Here is a 14,521-nt window from a genome sequence, read left to right as displayed (position 1 = left end):
CGCGCATCATGGCTGTCCAGACCGCCGACACCGCTGCGCCCGCGGCCCCGGCCGCCGGCTCCCCGTCCCTCCTCGGCCATGCCTTCAAGGACGCGCTGATCACCGGCCTGATCGCGCTCGGCCTGTTCGGCCCGCTGATCGGGTTCCAGACCGTCGTCATCGACGGGGCGCTGGGCCTCGCCTACCGCCCGTCGCTTCTGGCCATCATGGTCGGCATCATCTTCGTCGGCAGGCTGCTGCTGAACCTCACCCTGTGGTCGCCGAACCGCCGCCCCGCTGCCCGCACCGGCCCGAGCGTGTTCGACCGGCTCGGCACCGCCATCGGCCCCGGTGTCAAGCCGGCGCTGCTGGCCTTTGCGGTGGCGTTCCCGTTCCTCTCCACCTTCCTCATGGGCGGGTTGAACGAGAGCCGTTACCTCATCGACCTCGGCATCCTCATCCTCACCTATGTGATGCTCGGCTGGGGCCTCAACATCGTCGTCGGCCTCGCCGGCCTGCTCGATCTCGGCTATGTCGCCTTCTACGCGGTCGGCGCCTACACCTATGCGCTGCTGGCGACCTCGGCGCCGATCAATGATTTCTTCGCCGGCCTGTTCGGCGTCACCTTCTGGGCCAATTGGGCGTTCTGGATCTGCCTGCCGATGGCCGGAATCTTCGCCGGCGTCTGGGGCATGATCCTCGGCTTTCCCGTGCTGCGGCTACGCGGCGACTATCTCGCCATCGTCACCCTCGCCTTCGGCGAGATCATCCGCCTGGTGCTGATCAACTGGGTGGACTTCACCAATGGCGGCGCCGGCATTGCCTCGATCCCGCGCGCGACCTTCTTCGGCATTCCTTTCAATGCCGAGCCGAACGGCTTCGCCGCGCTGTTCGGGCTGCCCTTCAACCCGATGCACCGCATCGTCTTCCTCTATTTCGTCATCCTGGCGCTGGCGCTGCTCACCGCCTTCGTCACCGTGCGGCTGCGCCGGCTCCCGGTCGGCCGCGCCTGGGAAGCGCTGCGCGAGGACGAGATCGCCTGCCGCTCGCTCGGCATCAACACCACCACGACCAAGCTCTCGGCCTTCGCCACCGGCGCCATGTTCGGCGGCTTCGCCGGCTGCTTCTTCGCCGTGCGCGCCGGCTTCGTCAGCCCGGAAAGCTTCACCTTCGACGTGTCGGCGATGATCCTGGCCATCGTCGTGCTCGGCGGCATGGGCTCGCAGATCGGCGTCGCCGTGTCGGCCGCGGTGATGATGGGCGGCATGGAGATGCTGCGCAATCTCGGCTTCCTCAAGCAGTTCTTCGGCAGCGACTTCGACCCCAGCCTGTACCGCATGCTGATCTTCGGCTTCGCCATGGTCGCCATCATGGTGTGGAAGCCGCGCGGTCTCGTCTCCACCCGCGACCCGACGATCTTCCTGAAGGAACGCAAGGCGGTCTCCGGTGATCTCGTGAAGGAGGGCCACGGCTGATGGCAACCTCTCCCGCAACCGGCCTCCCGCGCTGGGAAGCCGACCCCATCCTCATCGTCGAACACCTGTTCATGCGCTTCGGCGGCCTGATCGCGGTGAACGACCTCAGCTTCAAGGTCGGGCGCGGCGACATCACCGCCCTGATCGGCCCCAACGGTGCCGGCAAGACCACGGTGTTCAACTGCATCACCGGCTTCTACAAGCCGAGCGAGGGACGCCTCATACTGGCCCAGGGCCGCGCCCCGACGCCCGACGAGATCGCTGAAGTGACCCGCATCGGCGAGCGCTCCCTCACCGGCCGCGACGCTGGCGTCTACCTGCTGGAGCGCCTGCCGGATTACCGCGTGTCCGGCGAGGCAAAGGTTGCCCGCACCTTCCAGAACATTCGCCTGTTCACCGGCATGACCGTGCTGGAGAACCTGATGGTGGCGCAGCACAACGCGCTGATGGCGGCGTCGGGCTATTCGCTCAAGGGACTGTTCGGCCTGCCCGGCTGGACGAAGGCGCAGCGCGCCGCCACCGACAAGGCGAAATACTGGCTCGACAAGGTCGGCCTCACCGACCGCGCCGACGACCCGGCCGGCGATCTTCCCTATGGCGCCCAGCGCCGGCTGGAAATCGCCCGCGCGATGTGCTCGGAGCCGATCCTGCTCTGCCTCGACGAGCCCGCCGCCGGCCTCAACCCGCGCGAAAGCCTCGAACTCAACACGCTGCTGCGCGCCATCCGCGCCGAGCACGGCACCTCGATCCTGCTGATCGAGCATGACATGAGCGTGGTGATGGAGATTTCCGACCACGTCGTGGTGCTCGATTACGGCACCAAGATTTCCGACGGCACGCCGGAAGCGGTGAAGAACGACCCGCGCGTCATCGCCGCCTATCTCGGTGTCGACGAGGACGCGATCGAGGAGGTCGAGGCCGAGCTGCAAATGGAGTCTTCCGCGCCGGGAGCCAGCGCATGAGCGACACTCTCACCCCTCCCGCCGCCGCAACGACGGCCCCCGCCCGCACCGACACGCCCATGCTGCAGGTGCGCGGGGTCAAGACCTTCTACGGCAACATCATGGCCCTCAGGGGCGTCGATGTGGATGTCTACAAGGGCGAGATCGTCACCCTGATCGGCTCCAACGGCGCCGGCAAGTCGACGCTGATGATGACCATCTTCGGCCAGCCGCGCCCGCGCGAGGGCTCGATCCTGTTCGAGGGCCGGGACATCACCAAGGTGCCGACCCACGAGATCGCCCATCTCAAGATCGCCCAGTCCCCGGAAGGGCGGCGCATCTTCCCGCGCATGAGCGTGTTCGAGAACCTGCAGATGGGCGCGGCGCTTGACGGCTTCGCCCATTTCGACGCCGACCTCGAAAAGGTCTTCACCCTGTTCCCCCGCCTCAAGGAGCGCATCAACCAGCGCGGCGGCACGCTTTCGGGCGGCGAGCAGCAGATGCTGGCCATTGGCCGGGCGCTGATGAGCCGTCCACGCCTGCTGATGCTGGACGAGCCGTCGCTCGGCTTGGCGCCGCTGGTGGTGCGGATGATCTTCGATGCCATCCGCGAACTCAACCGCAGCGAAGGGCTCACCGTGCTGCTGGTGGAGCAGAACGCCTTCCACGCGCTCAAGCTCGCCCATCGCGGCTATGTTCTCGTCAACGGCGCCATCACCCTCTCGGGTGAAGGCCGCGAGTTGCTGGAGCGCCCGGAAGTGCGCGCCGCCTATCTCGAAGGAGGAGCGCACTGATGGCCCGCGTTTCCGGCACCCTCGTCTCCAAGGGCAGTTCGGCGAGCCTCGCCGTCGTGCTGCCGCTGCTGGTGGTCGCCCTCGTCCTCATTTCGGCCGCGTTGAAGCCGGAACTTGTGGTTGAAGTGTCGCGCGCCGATTTCGTGCTCGTCACCCTGTTCCTGGGCGGCGGCGCGGCATGGCTCACCGGGCGCTCCATCGCCTCCACCTGGCGGCCCTACCGGCAGGCGGTGGTCTACGCGCTGCTGCTGGGCTGCGTGGTGCGCTTCTTCCATTTCGCGCTGTTCGAGGGCACGCTGCTCTCGCTGCACTATTTCGTCACCGACACCGCCTTCCTGGTCGCCCTCGCCACGCTCGGCTTCCGGGCCGAGCGGGCGCGCCAGATGGCGACCCGCTATGGCTGGATCTACCGTCAGTCCGGCGTGTTCGGCTGGCTCGAAGGTACTCCCGGCTCCCGTTCCGGGGAGCGGTGAAAGGCAACTTTACCGTGTTTCGCTTGCTCATCGACAAGAGCACCGAAAAGGGCATGATATCGGCCCGGGGCGACAGCCGCCGAGCCATTGAGGCCGCGCTTTCCAACCTTCCAGAATCAGGAGAGACGTTCATGAAGAAGCTTCTGTTTGCCGGCCTGGCGCTTGGCGCCATGGCGGCGTTGGCCGCGCCGGCCTCGGCGCAGGTCAAGGTCGGCGTCGGCGGCCCGATCACCGGTGCGAACGCCACCTTCGGCGCCCAGCTCAAGAACGGTGCCGAGCAGTGGGCGGCGGATGTCAACGCCACCGGCGGCCTCCTCGGCCAGAAGGTTGAGATCGTGGTGGGCGACGACGCCTCCAAGCCCGAGCAGGGCGTCTCGGTCGCCAGCAAGTTCATCGCCGATGGCGTGAAATTCGTGATCGGCCACTTCAACTCGGGCGTGTCGATCCCGGCCTCCGAGCAGTATGCCGAAGCCGGCGTGGTCGCCATCTCCCCGGCCTCGACCAACCCGAAGCTGACGGAGCGCGGCCTCACCAACGTCTTCCGCACCTGCGGCCGTGACGACCAGCAGGGCGCGGTGGCCGCCGCCTACATCCTTCAGAACCTGAAGGGCAAGAAGATCGCCATCGTTCACGACAAGACCCCCTACGGCAAGGGTCTGGCGGACGAGACCAAGAAGGCGCTCAACGCCGGTGGCGTCACCGAAGTCGTCTATGAAGGCATCAACCCGGGCGAGAAGGACTATTCCGCGCTCGTTTCCAAGCTGAAGGCCGCGAACGTCGACATTCTCTATTACGGCGGCCTGCACACCGAAGCCGGCCTGCTCGTGCGCCAGCTGCGCGACCAGGGCCAGAACACCGTCCTGTTCTCCGGCGACGGCATCACCGACAAGGAGTTCTGGACCATCGCCGGTCCGGGCGCCGCCGGCACCCTCATGACCTTCGGCCCGGACCCGCGCAACAACCCGGCCGCCGCCAAGGTCGTCGAGGAGTTCAAGAAGAAGGGCATCGATCCGGAAGGCTACGTGCTCTACTCCTACGCCGCCGGCCAGGTGATCCAGCAGGCGGTCGAGGCGACCAAGTCGCTCGATGGCAAGAAGGTCGCCGAGTACATCCACTCCGGCGCCAAGTTCAACACCGTCCTCGGCACCCTGACCTTCGACAAGAAGGGTGACCGCACCAACCTCGACTACGTCGTCTATGTCTGGAAGGACGGCGGCTACACCGAGCTCTGAGGCGAAGCGCGCCACGGCGCGCCGCGACAGGCCTGAAAGACGAAACCCGCCGGAGCGATCCGGCGGGTTTTGCTTATGTCCGGCCAAGGATGCCGGCGCGCTCAGCCGAAGGCGGACAGCGCCGGGAAGGTCTCCAGCAGCCAGAAGCTCACCTGCGCCATCCAGCCGGAGAGAAAGCCGATGCCGGTGAGCACCAGCAGCGCGCCCATCACCTTTTCCACCATGGGCAGGTAGCGCTTGGCATGGCCAAGCACGCCGAGCGCCGGGCGCGCCATCGCCGCCACGGCGAGGAACGGCACGCCGAGTCCGGCGGAATAGACCGCCAGCAGGCCGGCACCATGGGTCAGCGTCTGCTCGCTCGCCGCCACGGCGAGAATTGCCGCCAGCACCGGCCCGATGCAGGGCGTCCAGCCGAAGGCGAAGGCGAGCCCCATCACATAGGCGCCGAGAAAGGTGGAGGGCGCGTCCACATGCACCCGCTTGGTACGGGTGAGCCAGCTGAAGCGTAGAATGCCGAGGAAGTGCAGGCCCATCAGCAGGATGGCGACACCGGCCACCATGGCGAGTTCCTGCGAGTAATAGCGCAGATACGCCCCCGCCACCGAGGCCCCCGCCCCCAGCGCCACGAACACGGTGGAGAACCCGGCGACGAACAGCACGGCCGCGCCCAGCGTGCGGCGGGCGGCGGCATCGGTCGGTGCCTTGTGGGTGATCTGATCGAGGCTGGTGCCGGCGAGGTAGCACAGGTAGGGCGGCACCAGCGGCAACACGCAGGGCGAGGCAAAGCTGGCGATACCGGCCACGAAGGCAGCCGGAAGAGTGACGTCGGCCATGAAATGAGCAACCCTAGCCTATCCGAGGCTTCCCAATGCACCGGCCTACCCGTCGGCGCAATGCGGCGGCTTGGCCTCTACCCGTGATGTGATGCCGCGATTCCACGCGGCGCGAGCGAGGAGCGCATGCGTAACCTGATCACCGATGTCGCCGGCCTCACCGTCGGCAACGCCACCGACCTCGCCCTCGCCTCCGGCGTCACCGTGCTGCTGTTCGACGAGCCGACCGTCGCTTCGGTCGATGTGCGCGGCGGCGGGCCGGGCACGCGCGAGACCGACCTGCTGGCGCCGGACGAGACCGTGGGCGCCGTCCACGCCCTCACCTTGTCCGGCGGCTCCGCTTTCGGGCTGGATGCGGCGGGCGGGGTGGCGGCGGCGCTGGCCGAGCGCGGCATCGGCTTCCCCGTCGGCGCAGCCCGGGTGCCGATCGTGCCCGGCGCGGTGCTGTTCGACCTGCTGAATGGCGGCGACAAGAATTGGGGGCGCTTCCCGCCCTATCGCGATCTCGGCTATGCCGCCGCCAACGCCGCCGGGCGCGACTTCCCGCTCGGCACGGTGGGCGCCGGCACCGGGGCGACGACGGTGGACCTCAAGGGTGGCCTCGGCTCGGCCTCGATGATTTGCCCCACCGGCCACACGGTCGGGGCGCTGGTGGCGGTGAACGCCTGCGGCGCCACCAATTTCCCCGGCGGGCCGCATTTCTGGGCGGCCCCCTTCGAGCAGAAGGACGAGTTCGGCGGCCTCGGCCTGCCCCATCCGCTGCCACCCTTGCCGGTGCGTCCGGCGCTGAAGGGGCTGCCGCCCGGCGCCAACACCACCATCGCCATCGTCGCCACCGATGCCGTACTGACCAAGGCGCAGTGCAAGCGGCTGGCGGTGATGGCGCATGACGGCTACGCCCACGCCATCTGGCCAGTGCACACCCCGCTCGACGGCGACACCATCTTCGCCGCCGCCACCGGCCGGCGCCCGCTGGAAGACCCGGTGTTCGACCTCGCCCTCCTTGGCGATGCCGTGGTGCGCACCCTCGCCCGCGCCTGCGCCCGAGCGGTGTTCGAGGCTAAACCCTTGCCGCAACAGGATACCCTTCCCAGCTGGCGGCAGCGTTTCGGCGGCTGACACCGGCTTATTGCGTCGCACGCAATAAGCACGGGGCCTCTGTCGGCTTTGACGCTCCGCTTGTCGCATCTGTCCAATCGGCATGGCTGCCATGCGTCTGACACTCACCTCAATAAGAGGGGGGCGCATGAACGAGACGCAACCACGCATCCGGGTGCGGGGACTTACCAAAATCTTCGGCGACGAGGCCGGCCGGGCACTGCCGCTGCTGCGCGCCGGCCAGAGCCGCGCCGAGGTGCAGAAGGCCACCGGCGCGGTAATCGGACTGCAGGATGTGAGCTTCGATGTCGCCGAGGGTGAGATCCTCGTCGTCATGGGGCTGTCGGGCTCCGGCAAGTCCACCTGCCTGCGCTGCATCAACCGGCTGATCGAGCCGACCGCCGGCTCGGTGCACATCGACAGCACCGACGTCACCGCACTGGGCGAGCGCGAGCTGATGGAACTGCGCCGCACCCGCTTCGGCATGGTGTTCCAGCAATTCGCGCTGTTCCCGCATCGCACCATCCAGCGCAATGTCGAATATGGGCTCGAAGTGCAGGGCGTGCCGCCGGCCGCCCGGCGCGACAAGGCGCTCGCCGCCATCGAGACGGTGGGGCTGAAGGGCTGGGACCAGCATTTTCCCTCGCAACTCTCCGGCGGCATGCAGCAGCGCGCCGGCCTCGCCCGCGCGCTGGCGCTCGACCCGGATGTACTGCTGATGGACGAGGCGTTCAGCGCCCTCGATCCGCTGATCCGCCGCGACATGCAGCAGGAGCTCGTGGCGCTGCAGAAGCGGCTGAAGAAGACCATCGTCTTCGTCAGCCACGACCTCGACGAGGCGATCGCGCTCGGCGGACGGATCGTGCTGATGAAGGACGGGCGCGTGGTGCAGCAGGGCACCGCCGCCGATTTCCTCGCCAACCCCGCCGACGACTATGTGCGCCGCTTCGTCGAGCATATCGACGTGCTCGGCGTCGTTACCGCCGGCGATGCCATGCGCCGCCCGGCCGCGGTGCGCCCCTGGCAGAGCACGGCGGCCGAGGCGCTGGCGGTGCTGACCCAGTCCGGCGAACCTGTCGTCACCGTGGTGTGCGAACAGGGCCGGTTCCAGGGCACGGTCGATGCCGACACCCTCAGCCGCGCCGGCACCACCGAGCTGCGCCTGCTGCTGAGCGACCGCGATGCCTTCGTGCCCCGCTCCGCCACGCTGAATGAGGCGGTGGCCCGCCTCGCCTCCGGGCGCGGCGAAATCGCGGTCACCGGGCCGGACGGCGAATTGTTCGGCGTCATCGCCAATGCCGACCTCGTCGCCGCGCTGGCGCGGCGCCGGGTCGAGACGGCGCACTGACGGGAGGGACGGATGAACTTCGAGATACCGCGCATCCCCCTCGCCGAATGGTGCGATGTCGCGCTGGACTGGGCGACGGAGCATTTCTCCGGCGTCACCCGCGCGCTCAGCGCCGTGGTCGGCACCGCCATCGAATCGACCACCGATTTTCTCGTCGGCCTGCCGCCCTGGCTGGTCATCCTCGGCTGCGGCCTGCTGGTGTGGCGGCTCACCACCTGGCGCATCGCCCTCGGCACCGTGCTCGGCTTCGCCTTCCTGTGGAACCTCGAACTTTGGCGGGCGACGCTGCAATCGCTGGTGCTGGTGCTGGTGTCGACCCTGTTCGCCCTCGCTATCGGCATTCCGATCGGCGTCGCGGCGGCGCTCAGCAAGCGGTTCTGGCGCGTTGTCGGCCCGGCGCTCGACATGATGCAGACCATGCCGAGCTTCGTCTATCTGATCCCCGCCATTCCGTTCTTCGGGCTGGGTGCGGTGTCGGCCTGCTTCGCCACCATCGTCTTCGCGATGCCGCCGACCATCCGCCTCACCGCGCTCGGCATCCTGCAGACGCCGCCGGAGCTGGTGGAGGCGGCGGACGCCTTCGGCTCCAGCCGCTGGCAAAAGCTGTTCAAGATCCAGCTGCCGCTCGCAATCCCCACCATCATGGCCGGTGTCAACCAGACCATCATGCTGGCGCTGTCCATGGTCGTCATCGCCGCGATGATCGGCGCCGGCGGGCTCGGCGGCGAGGTGTGGCGGGCGATCCAGCGGCTGGAGGCGGGCCAGGGCTTCCAGGCCGGCATCGCCATCGTCGTGCTGGCCGTCATCCTCGACCGCATCACCCAGCACATCGCCCGGCACATGCGGCGCGACCGCCAGCAGGGCTGAACCTTCTCAAACGGAAGCAGCGAACGACTTCCGGACCCAAACACCCCTTTTTAGAGTGGAGCCTAGCGACATGTCATTCCTCGGAAACGTCTTCAAGACCGCGGCCATCGCCGCCACCGCGCTCGGCCTTGCCGTCGGCGCGGCGCAGGCGGAAAAGAAAGACCTCACCCTCGCCTATGTCGAATGGTCCGACACCGTGGTCGCCACCAACATCGTCAAGACGGTGCTGGAAGACGCCGGCTACAAGGTGAAGCTCGTCCCGCTCTCCGGCGCCGCCATGTGGCAGGCGGTGGCGAGCGGCGAGGCGGACGCGATGGTGGCCGGCTGGCTGCCGGCGACGCATGAGGCCTATTACGCCAAGCTCAAGGACAAGGTGGTCAATCTCGGCCCCAACGTCTCCGGCGCGAAGATTGGCTGGGCCGTGCCGACCTATGTCGACATCACCTCGATCGAGGACATCAACAAGGACCCCGCCAAGTTCGGCGGCAAGGTCATCGGCATCGATCCCGGCGCGGGGCTGATGAAGGCCTCGGAAAAGGCGATCAAGGACTACGGGCTGAAGGTGAAGCTGGTGGAGGGCTCGGACGCCACCATGGTCGCCGCGCTCAAGGACGCCTACGCCAAGAAGGAGCCGATCATCGTCACCACCTGGACGCCGCACTGGATGTTCGCGGAGTGGGACCTGAAGTATCTCGCCGACCCCAAGAACGTGTTCGGCGGCGAGGAGACGGTCAACACCATCGTCTCCACCAAGCTGAAGACCGAGGCGCCGGAGGCCTACAAGATCCTCGACAATTTCAGCCTCACGCTCGACGACGAGCAGAAGGTGATGGTCGAGAACAACAAGCCCGGCGCCGATCCCGCCGCCACCGCCAAGGCCTGGGTCGCCGCCAACAAGGCCAAGGTCGACGCCTGGATGAAGTGATCCCGGCGCGATGCCGCGCCAACCCAGATGAAGCGGGCGCCACGATGCGCCCGCTTTAGGAACAAGGCGGGCGCCACGACGCGCCCGCTTAGGAACAACGCGGCGCCACGCGGCGCCGGCCGCAACGAGATCGACGCGCGAGCGTCGGTACGAGTGCGCGGGCCCTCGCCCGCCCTCGTGAACGAGCCCGGCCGGGTCGTGCCGGTCGGGTTTGCCTCCCCTTGGGCGGCCGGCGCGTTCCGGCCGCCCTTTTTTGTCAGGCAGGGCTCAGGGGCACGGTTCCCAGAAGCCCTGGGTGCGCTGCGGGTTGGTGTAGAACCAGCAATAATTCGGCTGCGGCGGCGGGCCGGCGAGGTTCGCGGCGGCGACGCCGGTGAGGAAGCCGAGCGCGGCACCGGCCGCGACCGCGCCGCCCGGGGGCCAATAGGGACGCGGATTGACCACGACCACGCCGCCGCCGCGCGGCACCGGGCCGTAATAGCGGCCGGGGCCGTAATAATGACCCGGGCTCCGCCAGGCACCTCCCCACGCAACGCCACACCCACGCGCGCCGCAGCCGGCCGCGCGCCAGGCGCTGGCTTCCTGCACCGTACCGAGCAGGCCGACGCTCGACAGCAGCGCCAGGCTGGCAAGAACGCTCTTCTTCATCATCACATTCGCTCCTCAGGGTCTCTCCGGCGCCGGCTCGCGCGCCGTGGATTCGAGACGGTAATGGGACGCCTTTTCTGCCCCTGCGGCAATAAGCGAGTTCCGCACGGTCGCGCGCCGCCGCTGGAAAAGCACCGTCCATAGACCTCATTAGAATACGAACAATTAGAAATTACATTTATTTTCAATAACTTAGAGTCATTCGTCGTTCTGCATGTCGATTATTGGTGCTATCGCACGGGCCGGGCCGGGGCGCGCAAATGCCCCCGGCACCTTGCCCAGGAGAGTGCACATGAGACGCGCCGTATTTCCCGTGATGGTCGCGGCAACGGTGAGTCTGCCGGCGATGGCCGAACCGCGGGGTCCGTCCCCCGCTTCGGTGGAAGCCACGCTCGGCAGCGTTGGAAACGAAGCCTTCGGAAGCTTCGACCTGTTCCTGCCCATGCTGGGCGACAGCGACAGGCTGCTGTTCCTCGACGCCCGCGCCAGCTTCGGCAGCGAGCAGGAGATCGAGCAGGGCTCGCTCGGCCTCGGCTACCGCTTCCGCCACGACAATGGCTGGGTCTACGGCGTCAACGGCTATTTCGACTATCTCAACAGCACCTATGACAACGACTTCACCCAGATCGGGATCGGCGTCGAGGCGCTGAGCCAGGATTGGGAACTGCGCGCCAACGGCTATCTCCCCGTGGGCGACATCGAGGCAGCGCTCGCCAGCGCCAATGCCGCGCTGATCGAGGCCGGGCGGCTGGTGTTCCGCGCCGGCGAGGAAACCGCAATGAAGGGTTTCAACGGCGAAATCGGCTACCGCCTGCCCTTCCTCTCCCCGGAGGACCTCACCCAGATCAAGCTGTTTACCGGCGGCTACTGGTACACGGGCGAGGGCGTCGAGGACGTGCCGGGCGTCTCCGCCCGCATCGAGCTTTCCCGCGCCGGCCTGCCGGCCTTCGGCAACGGCTCGCGCCTCACCCTCATTGCCGGCCTGACCTATGACGAGCAGTACGACACGCAGGGCATCTTCCTCGCCCGCCTGCGCGTCCCGCTCGGCGACACCTCAGGCCAGGCGCCCTATGACCCGCTCTATCGCCGGGTCGAGCGCTCCGATGCCATCCGCACGCATGTCGGCGCCACCGGCGCCGCGGAGGCCGCGGTCTATACGGAGACCGGCGCGGTCGCCGGCCGCGTGGTCGCCATCGGCGCCGGCGACGACGCCGGCAGCATCAATGCCCGGCTGGCCGAGGCGGGCAATGGCGCGCTGGCGCTGGCCTCCGGCGCGATCAATGTCGATTCCGCCGTCTCGCTCGGCGCGGGCCAGTATCTGCTCGGCGGCGGCGGCGCGGTTTCCGTGCGCGGCGCGGTGAGCGGCGGCACCGCGCTGTTCCGCAACGCCCTGCCGGCGGCGCGGCTGACCGGCACCGACCCGCTGGACGACGTGGTCTCGCTCGACGGCGACCGCAGCGCGGTAGCCTCGCTTTCCATCCGTGGCGGCCGTTCCGGCGTGGTGGCGGAGGGCGTCTCCGGCATCGTGATGCGCGATCTCGACATATCAGGCACCAGCCAGCACGGCATCGCGCTCGACACGGTCTCCGGCGCCACGATCAGCGCCACCCGCATCCATGACCTCGCCTTGTGCGAGAGCAATACGGACTGTGAATGGTCGATCTTCGATCCGAACGTGGTGCACAACGCCGGCATCGCCGCGCTGGCGGTGGAAGACCTCACCCTGCGCAATGTGGCGATGGAGAATGTCACCTACGGCCTCTTCGTCGGCAGCCGCTATGAGGAGATCGACTGGGAGAACGTGATCACCGGCCAGAGCGGCAACCTGACGGTCGAGAACCTCTCCATCGTCAACAGCCGGCGCGAGGGCATCCTGCTGGTCGGCGTCGATGGCGCCGCGCTGCGCTCCATCAGCATCGACAATTCCGCCATGGCCCGCTCGATGGACCTGATCGTGCTGCAGAAGACGGCACATGCCACGCTTGACGATCTCACCCTGCGTGGCGGGATCAACGCACTGATGTTCGCCTCCTCCTTCAACCTGCCGGGCGTGACCACCGACATCGCGGTGTCCAATGCCTTCATCGCCGACACCTACCGCGCCGGCATCTTCCTCAACCCGTCGAGCGACATCCGCTTCACCAATGTCACCATCTCCAACCCCGGCAGCTATGGCGTCTATTTCTATGGCGACGCCTATGGCTTCGCCGGCGGGCCGGTAACCGGGGTGAGTTTCACCGATGTCGAGGTGATCGCCAGCGGCAGTTCCGCCGTCTATGTCTCCGGCCCGATCCAGGACATTTCCGGCAACATCGGCACCACCGACGTTTCCTCCCCCTGCTCGGCCGATGCCGGTCAATGGTCCGGCACCAAGCTCACCCAGACCGGCGGGCAGGTCTTCGCCATTGGCGGGGCCACGGTCCCGGCCGGCACGCTCTCCGCCAGCTGCGGCCTTTAGGCCCCGCGCGGGCCGGGACGGCATTGCCGCCCCGGCCCCGTGATGCTACGCCCCCGGCACACAGCCGGAGCCCCCACCATGACCACCCGTCCGCTGATCCTCTCCCCCTCCATCCTCGCCTGCGACTTCGCCCGCTTCGGCGAGGAAGTGCGCGCGGTCGATGCCGCCGGCGCGGATTGGATCCATATCGACGTCATGGACGGGCATTTCGTCCCGAACATTTCCTTCGGCCCTGACGTGGTGAAGGCGGTGCGGCCCTATTCCGCCAAGCCCTTCGACGTGCATCTGATGATCGCGCCGGCGGACCCGTATCTGGAGGCCTTCGCCAAGGCCGGCGCCGACCACATCACCGTCCATGCCGAGGCCGGGCCGCATCTGCACCGCTCGCTGCAGGCGATCCGCGCGCTGGGCAAGAAGGCGGGCGTCGCGCTCAACCCCGCCACCCCGGCCAACGCGGTCGAGCATGTGCTCGACCTCATCGACGTGATCATCGTGATGACGGTCAATCCCGGCTTCGGCGGCCAGGCCTTCATCCCCTCGGTCATGGACAAGGTGACGACGCTAGCTTCCATGGTCGGCGAGCGGCCGATCCATATCGAGATCGACGGCGGCGTCACCAAGGACACCGCCGCCGCCTGCATCAAGGCCGGCGCCAACGCGCTGGTCGCCGGCTCCGCCGTGTTCAAGGGCGGCGCCGACGCTTATGCCGGCAATATCGACGCCATCCGCAGCGCCGCGCTGCGGGCACGCGGCGAGCTGGTGTGAGAGCTCAGGCGCGGCCCATCACGCGGGACTCGAAGCTCCGCATCGGAAAGGCCGGGCCGGGATCGACCTTGCGTCCCCGCGACACGTCCTCGTGCCCGAGCACGTCGAGGAAGTGGTAGGCCTCGTTCAGCGCCGCCGCGACCTCGATGGACGCTTCGATCTGCGCCGGGGGATAGGTGTGCCAACCGGCGGGCGTGGTTTCATGCTTGTGGGTGGCTTCCATCACCTCCGCGTCCGGCACGGCCTTGCCTGACCAGTTCACCCACTTCCCGCCGACCTTCTCCAGCTTGCCGGCATTCGCCAGCTCGATGCCGATCGAGTAGGCGTTCATGCCCTCGAGATCCTGCCACCGCGACTTGCCGGCATGCCAGGCCACCCTGTCGAAAGGCACCATCTGCGTGACCGTGCCGTCGCGGTCGATCACCAGATGCGCCGATGCCTTCGCCGCGGGATTGGCCAGCCAGCTGATGGCCCCGGCCGCCGTCGGCCCGAGTGCATGATCAGATAGAGCGGCTGCACCTTTCCGCCCTGGTTCGGTGTGGCGACGAAACGCACATTTTCGCCGTCGCGACGGAGCCTGTGTCCCTTCACGTCGAAGCCCATGGAAGCCCCCATTGGTTGAGACATGAAGCATTACACTATTAGGTTGTATATGCCTAGGCGACGCCGCTTGGTTGCGTGCGAT

At 67.7% G+C, this 14,521-nt stretch carries 14 protein-coding genes; 11 read left to right on the top strand and 3 right to left on the bottom strand.

The features are described from left to right. Positions 1-8: 8 nt before the first annotated feature. The 5 genes from livM to ACP2AH_RS19195 all read left to right on the top strand — a co-directional run bounded on the left by livM (position 9) and on the right by ACP2AH_RS19195 (position 4,894). Positions 9-1,454: a high-affinity branched-chain amino acid ABC transporter permease LivM gene (livM, locus tag ACP2AH_RS19215; RefSeq protein ID WP_425107278.1), complete on the top strand. Its 1,446-nt coding sequence runs from the start codon at positions 9-11 to the stop codon at positions 1,452-1,454. Further along, complete coding sequence (locus ACP2AH_RS19210; RefSeq protein ID WP_425107277.1) at positions 1,454-2,416, top strand: ABC transporter ATP-binding protein; 963 nt, start codon at positions 1,454-1,456, stop codon at positions 2,414-2,416. The genes livM and ACP2AH_RS19210 overlap by 1 nt, the downstream gene beginning before the upstream one ends. Then, positions 2,413-3,189: an ABC transporter ATP-binding protein gene (locus ACP2AH_RS19205; RefSeq protein ID WP_425107276.1), complete on the top strand. Its 777-nt coding sequence runs from the start codon at positions 2,413-2,415 to the stop codon at positions 3,187-3,189. The genes ACP2AH_RS19210 and ACP2AH_RS19205 overlap by 4 nt, the downstream gene beginning before the upstream one ends. 101 nt (positions 3,190-3,290) lie before the next feature. After that, a complete protein-coding gene (locus ACP2AH_RS19200; protein ID WP_425107498.1) occupies positions 3,291-3,662 on the top strand; it encodes a DUF6867 family protein in 372 nt (123 codons plus the stop codon). 131 nt (positions 3,663-3,793) lie between these two features. Beyond that, entirely contained in the window at positions 3,794-4,894 is a 1,101-nt protein-coding gene (locus ACP2AH_RS19195; RefSeq protein WP_425107275.1) for a branched-chain amino acid ABC transporter substrate-binding protein, read from the top strand. Between the two features lie 101 nt (positions 4,895-4,995). Here the strand turns inward: ACP2AH_RS19195 and ACP2AH_RS19190 are convergent, their stop codons facing one another. Then, positions 4,996-5,727 (bottom strand): cytochrome c biogenesis CcdA family protein, encoded by a 732-nt coding sequence (locus tag ACP2AH_RS19190; protein WP_425107274.1) that lies wholly within the window; start codon positions 5,725-5,727, stop codon positions 4,996-4,998. Between the two features lie 126 nt (positions 5,728-5,853). Between ACP2AH_RS19190 and ACP2AH_RS19185 the strand changes: the two genes are divergently transcribed. The 4 genes from ACP2AH_RS19185 (at position 5,854) to ACP2AH_RS19170 (ending at position 9,965) form a co-directional block, all read left to right on the top strand. Next, positions 5,854-6,846, top strand: coding sequence for a P1 family peptidase (locus ACP2AH_RS19185; RefSeq protein ID WP_425107273.1), 993 nt, complete (start codon positions 5,854-5,856; stop codon positions 6,844-6,846). A 127-nt stretch (positions 6,847-6,973) separates the two neighbouring features. Further along, positions 6,974-8,173: a quaternary amine ABC transporter ATP-binding protein gene (locus tag ACP2AH_RS19180; RefSeq protein WP_425107272.1), complete on the top strand. Its 1,200-nt coding sequence runs from the start codon at positions 6,974-6,976 to the stop codon at positions 8,171-8,173. A gap of 12 nt (positions 8,174-8,185) precedes the next feature. Continuing rightward, positions 8,186-9,040 (top strand): ABC transporter permease, encoded by an 855-nt coding sequence (locus ACP2AH_RS19175; RefSeq protein ID WP_425107271.1) that lies wholly within the window; start codon positions 8,186-8,188, stop codon positions 9,038-9,040. 70 nt (positions 9,041-9,110) lie between these two features. After that, complete coding sequence (locus ACP2AH_RS19170; RefSeq protein ID WP_425107270.1) at positions 9,111-9,965, top strand: glycine betaine ABC transporter substrate-binding protein; 855 nt, start codon at positions 9,111-9,113, stop codon at positions 9,963-9,965. 267 nt (positions 9,966-10,232) lie between these two features. Here the strand turns inward: ACP2AH_RS19170 and ACP2AH_RS19165 are convergent, their stop codons facing one another. Next, on the bottom strand, positions 10,233-10,616 hold the full coding sequence (locus tag ACP2AH_RS19165; RefSeq protein WP_425107269.1) for a hypothetical protein: 384 nt from the start codon (positions 10,614-10,616) through the stop codon (positions 10,233-10,235). Positions 10,617-10,905: 289 nt separating this feature from the next. Between ACP2AH_RS19165 and ACP2AH_RS19160 the strand changes: the two genes are divergently transcribed. Both ACP2AH_RS19160 and rpe read left to right on the top strand, forming a co-directional pair. Next, a complete protein-coding gene (locus tag ACP2AH_RS19160) occupies positions 10,906-13,071 on the top strand; it encodes an inverse autotransporter beta domain-containing protein (RefSeq protein WP_425107268.1) in 2,166 nt (721 codons plus the stop codon). 78 nt (positions 13,072-13,149) lie between these two features. Further along, positions 13,150-13,836, top strand: coding sequence for a ribulose-phosphate 3-epimerase (rpe, locus tag ACP2AH_RS19155; protein WP_425107267.1), 687 nt, complete (start codon positions 13,150-13,152; stop codon positions 13,834-13,836). A 4-nt stretch (positions 13,837-13,840) separates the two neighbouring features. On the opposite strand, the gene ACP2AH_RS19150 is transcribed toward rpe, so the two are convergent. Then, positions 13,841-14,470 carry an N-acetylmuramoyl-L-alanine amidase gene (locus tag ACP2AH_RS19150; RefSeq protein ID WP_425107266.1) on the bottom strand — a complete coding sequence of 210 codons (630 nt, stop codon included), beginning with the start codon at positions 14,468-14,470 and terminating at the stop codon, positions 13,841-13,843. Between the last annotated feature and the right edge of the window lie 51 nt (positions 14,471-14,521).

The sequence above is a fragment of the Ancylobacter sp. genome (assembly GCF_965249975.1).
Lineage (GTDB): Bacteria > Pseudomonadota > Alphaproteobacteria > Rhizobiales > Xanthobacteraceae > Ancylobacter.
The sequence above is the reverse complement of the archived record's forward strand: the minus strand, read 5'-3'. Positions and strand labels throughout refer to the sequence as shown.

What these genes read in the sequence shown, in the direction of transcription:
- ACP2AH_RS19175 (WP_425107271.1), top strand. Translation starts at nt 8,186, where the DNA reads ATGAACTTCGAGATACCGCGCATCCCCCTCGCCGAATGGTGCGATGTC.
- ACP2AH_RS19170 (WP_425107270.1), top strand. Translation starts at nt 9,111, where the DNA reads ATGTCATTCCTCGGAAACGTCTTCAAGACCGCGGCCATCGCCGCCACC.
- ACP2AH_RS19195 (WP_425107275.1), top strand. Translation starts at nt 3,794, where the DNA reads ATGAAGAAGCTTCTGTTTGCCGGCCTGGCGCTTGGCGCCATGGCGGCG.
- ACP2AH_RS19150 (WP_425107266.1), bottom strand. Translation starts at nt 14,470, where the DNA reads ATGCTTCATGTCTCAACCAATGGGGGCTTCCATGGGCTTCGACGTGAA.
- rpe (WP_425107267.1), top strand. Translation starts at nt 13,150, where the DNA reads ATGACCACCCGTCCGCTGATCCTCTCCCCCTCCATCCTCGCCTGCGAC.
- ACP2AH_RS19160 (WP_425107268.1), top strand. Translation starts at nt 10,906, where the DNA reads ATGAGACGCGCCGTATTTCCCGTGATGGTCGCGGCAACGGTGAGTCTG.
- ACP2AH_RS19210 (WP_425107277.1), top strand. Translation starts at nt 1,454, where the DNA reads ATGGCAACCTCTCCCGCAACCGGCCTCCCGCGCTGGGAAGCCGACCCC.
- ACP2AH_RS19180 (WP_425107272.1), top strand. Translation starts at nt 6,974, where the DNA reads ATGAACGAGACGCAACCACGCATCCGGGTGCGGGGACTTACCAAAATC.
- ACP2AH_RS19165 (WP_425107269.1), bottom strand. Translation starts at nt 10,616, where the DNA reads ATGATGAAGAAGAGCGTTCTTGCCAGCCTGGCGCTGCTGTCGAGCGTC.
- ACP2AH_RS19185 (WP_425107273.1), top strand. Translation starts at nt 5,854, where the DNA reads ATGCGTAACCTGATCACCGATGTCGCCGGCCTCACCGTCGGCAACGCC.
- ACP2AH_RS19190 (WP_425107274.1), bottom strand. Translation starts at nt 5,727, where the DNA reads ATGGCCGACGTCACTCTTCCGGCTGCCTTCGTGGCCGGTATCGCCAGC.
- ACP2AH_RS19205 (WP_425107276.1), top strand. Translation starts at nt 2,413, where the DNA reads ATGAGCGACACTCTCACCCCTCCCGCCGCCGCAACGACGGCCCCCGCC.
- livM (WP_425107278.1), top strand. Translation starts at nt 9, where the DNA reads ATGGCTGTCCAGACCGCCGACACCGCTGCGCCCGCGGCCCCGGCCGCC.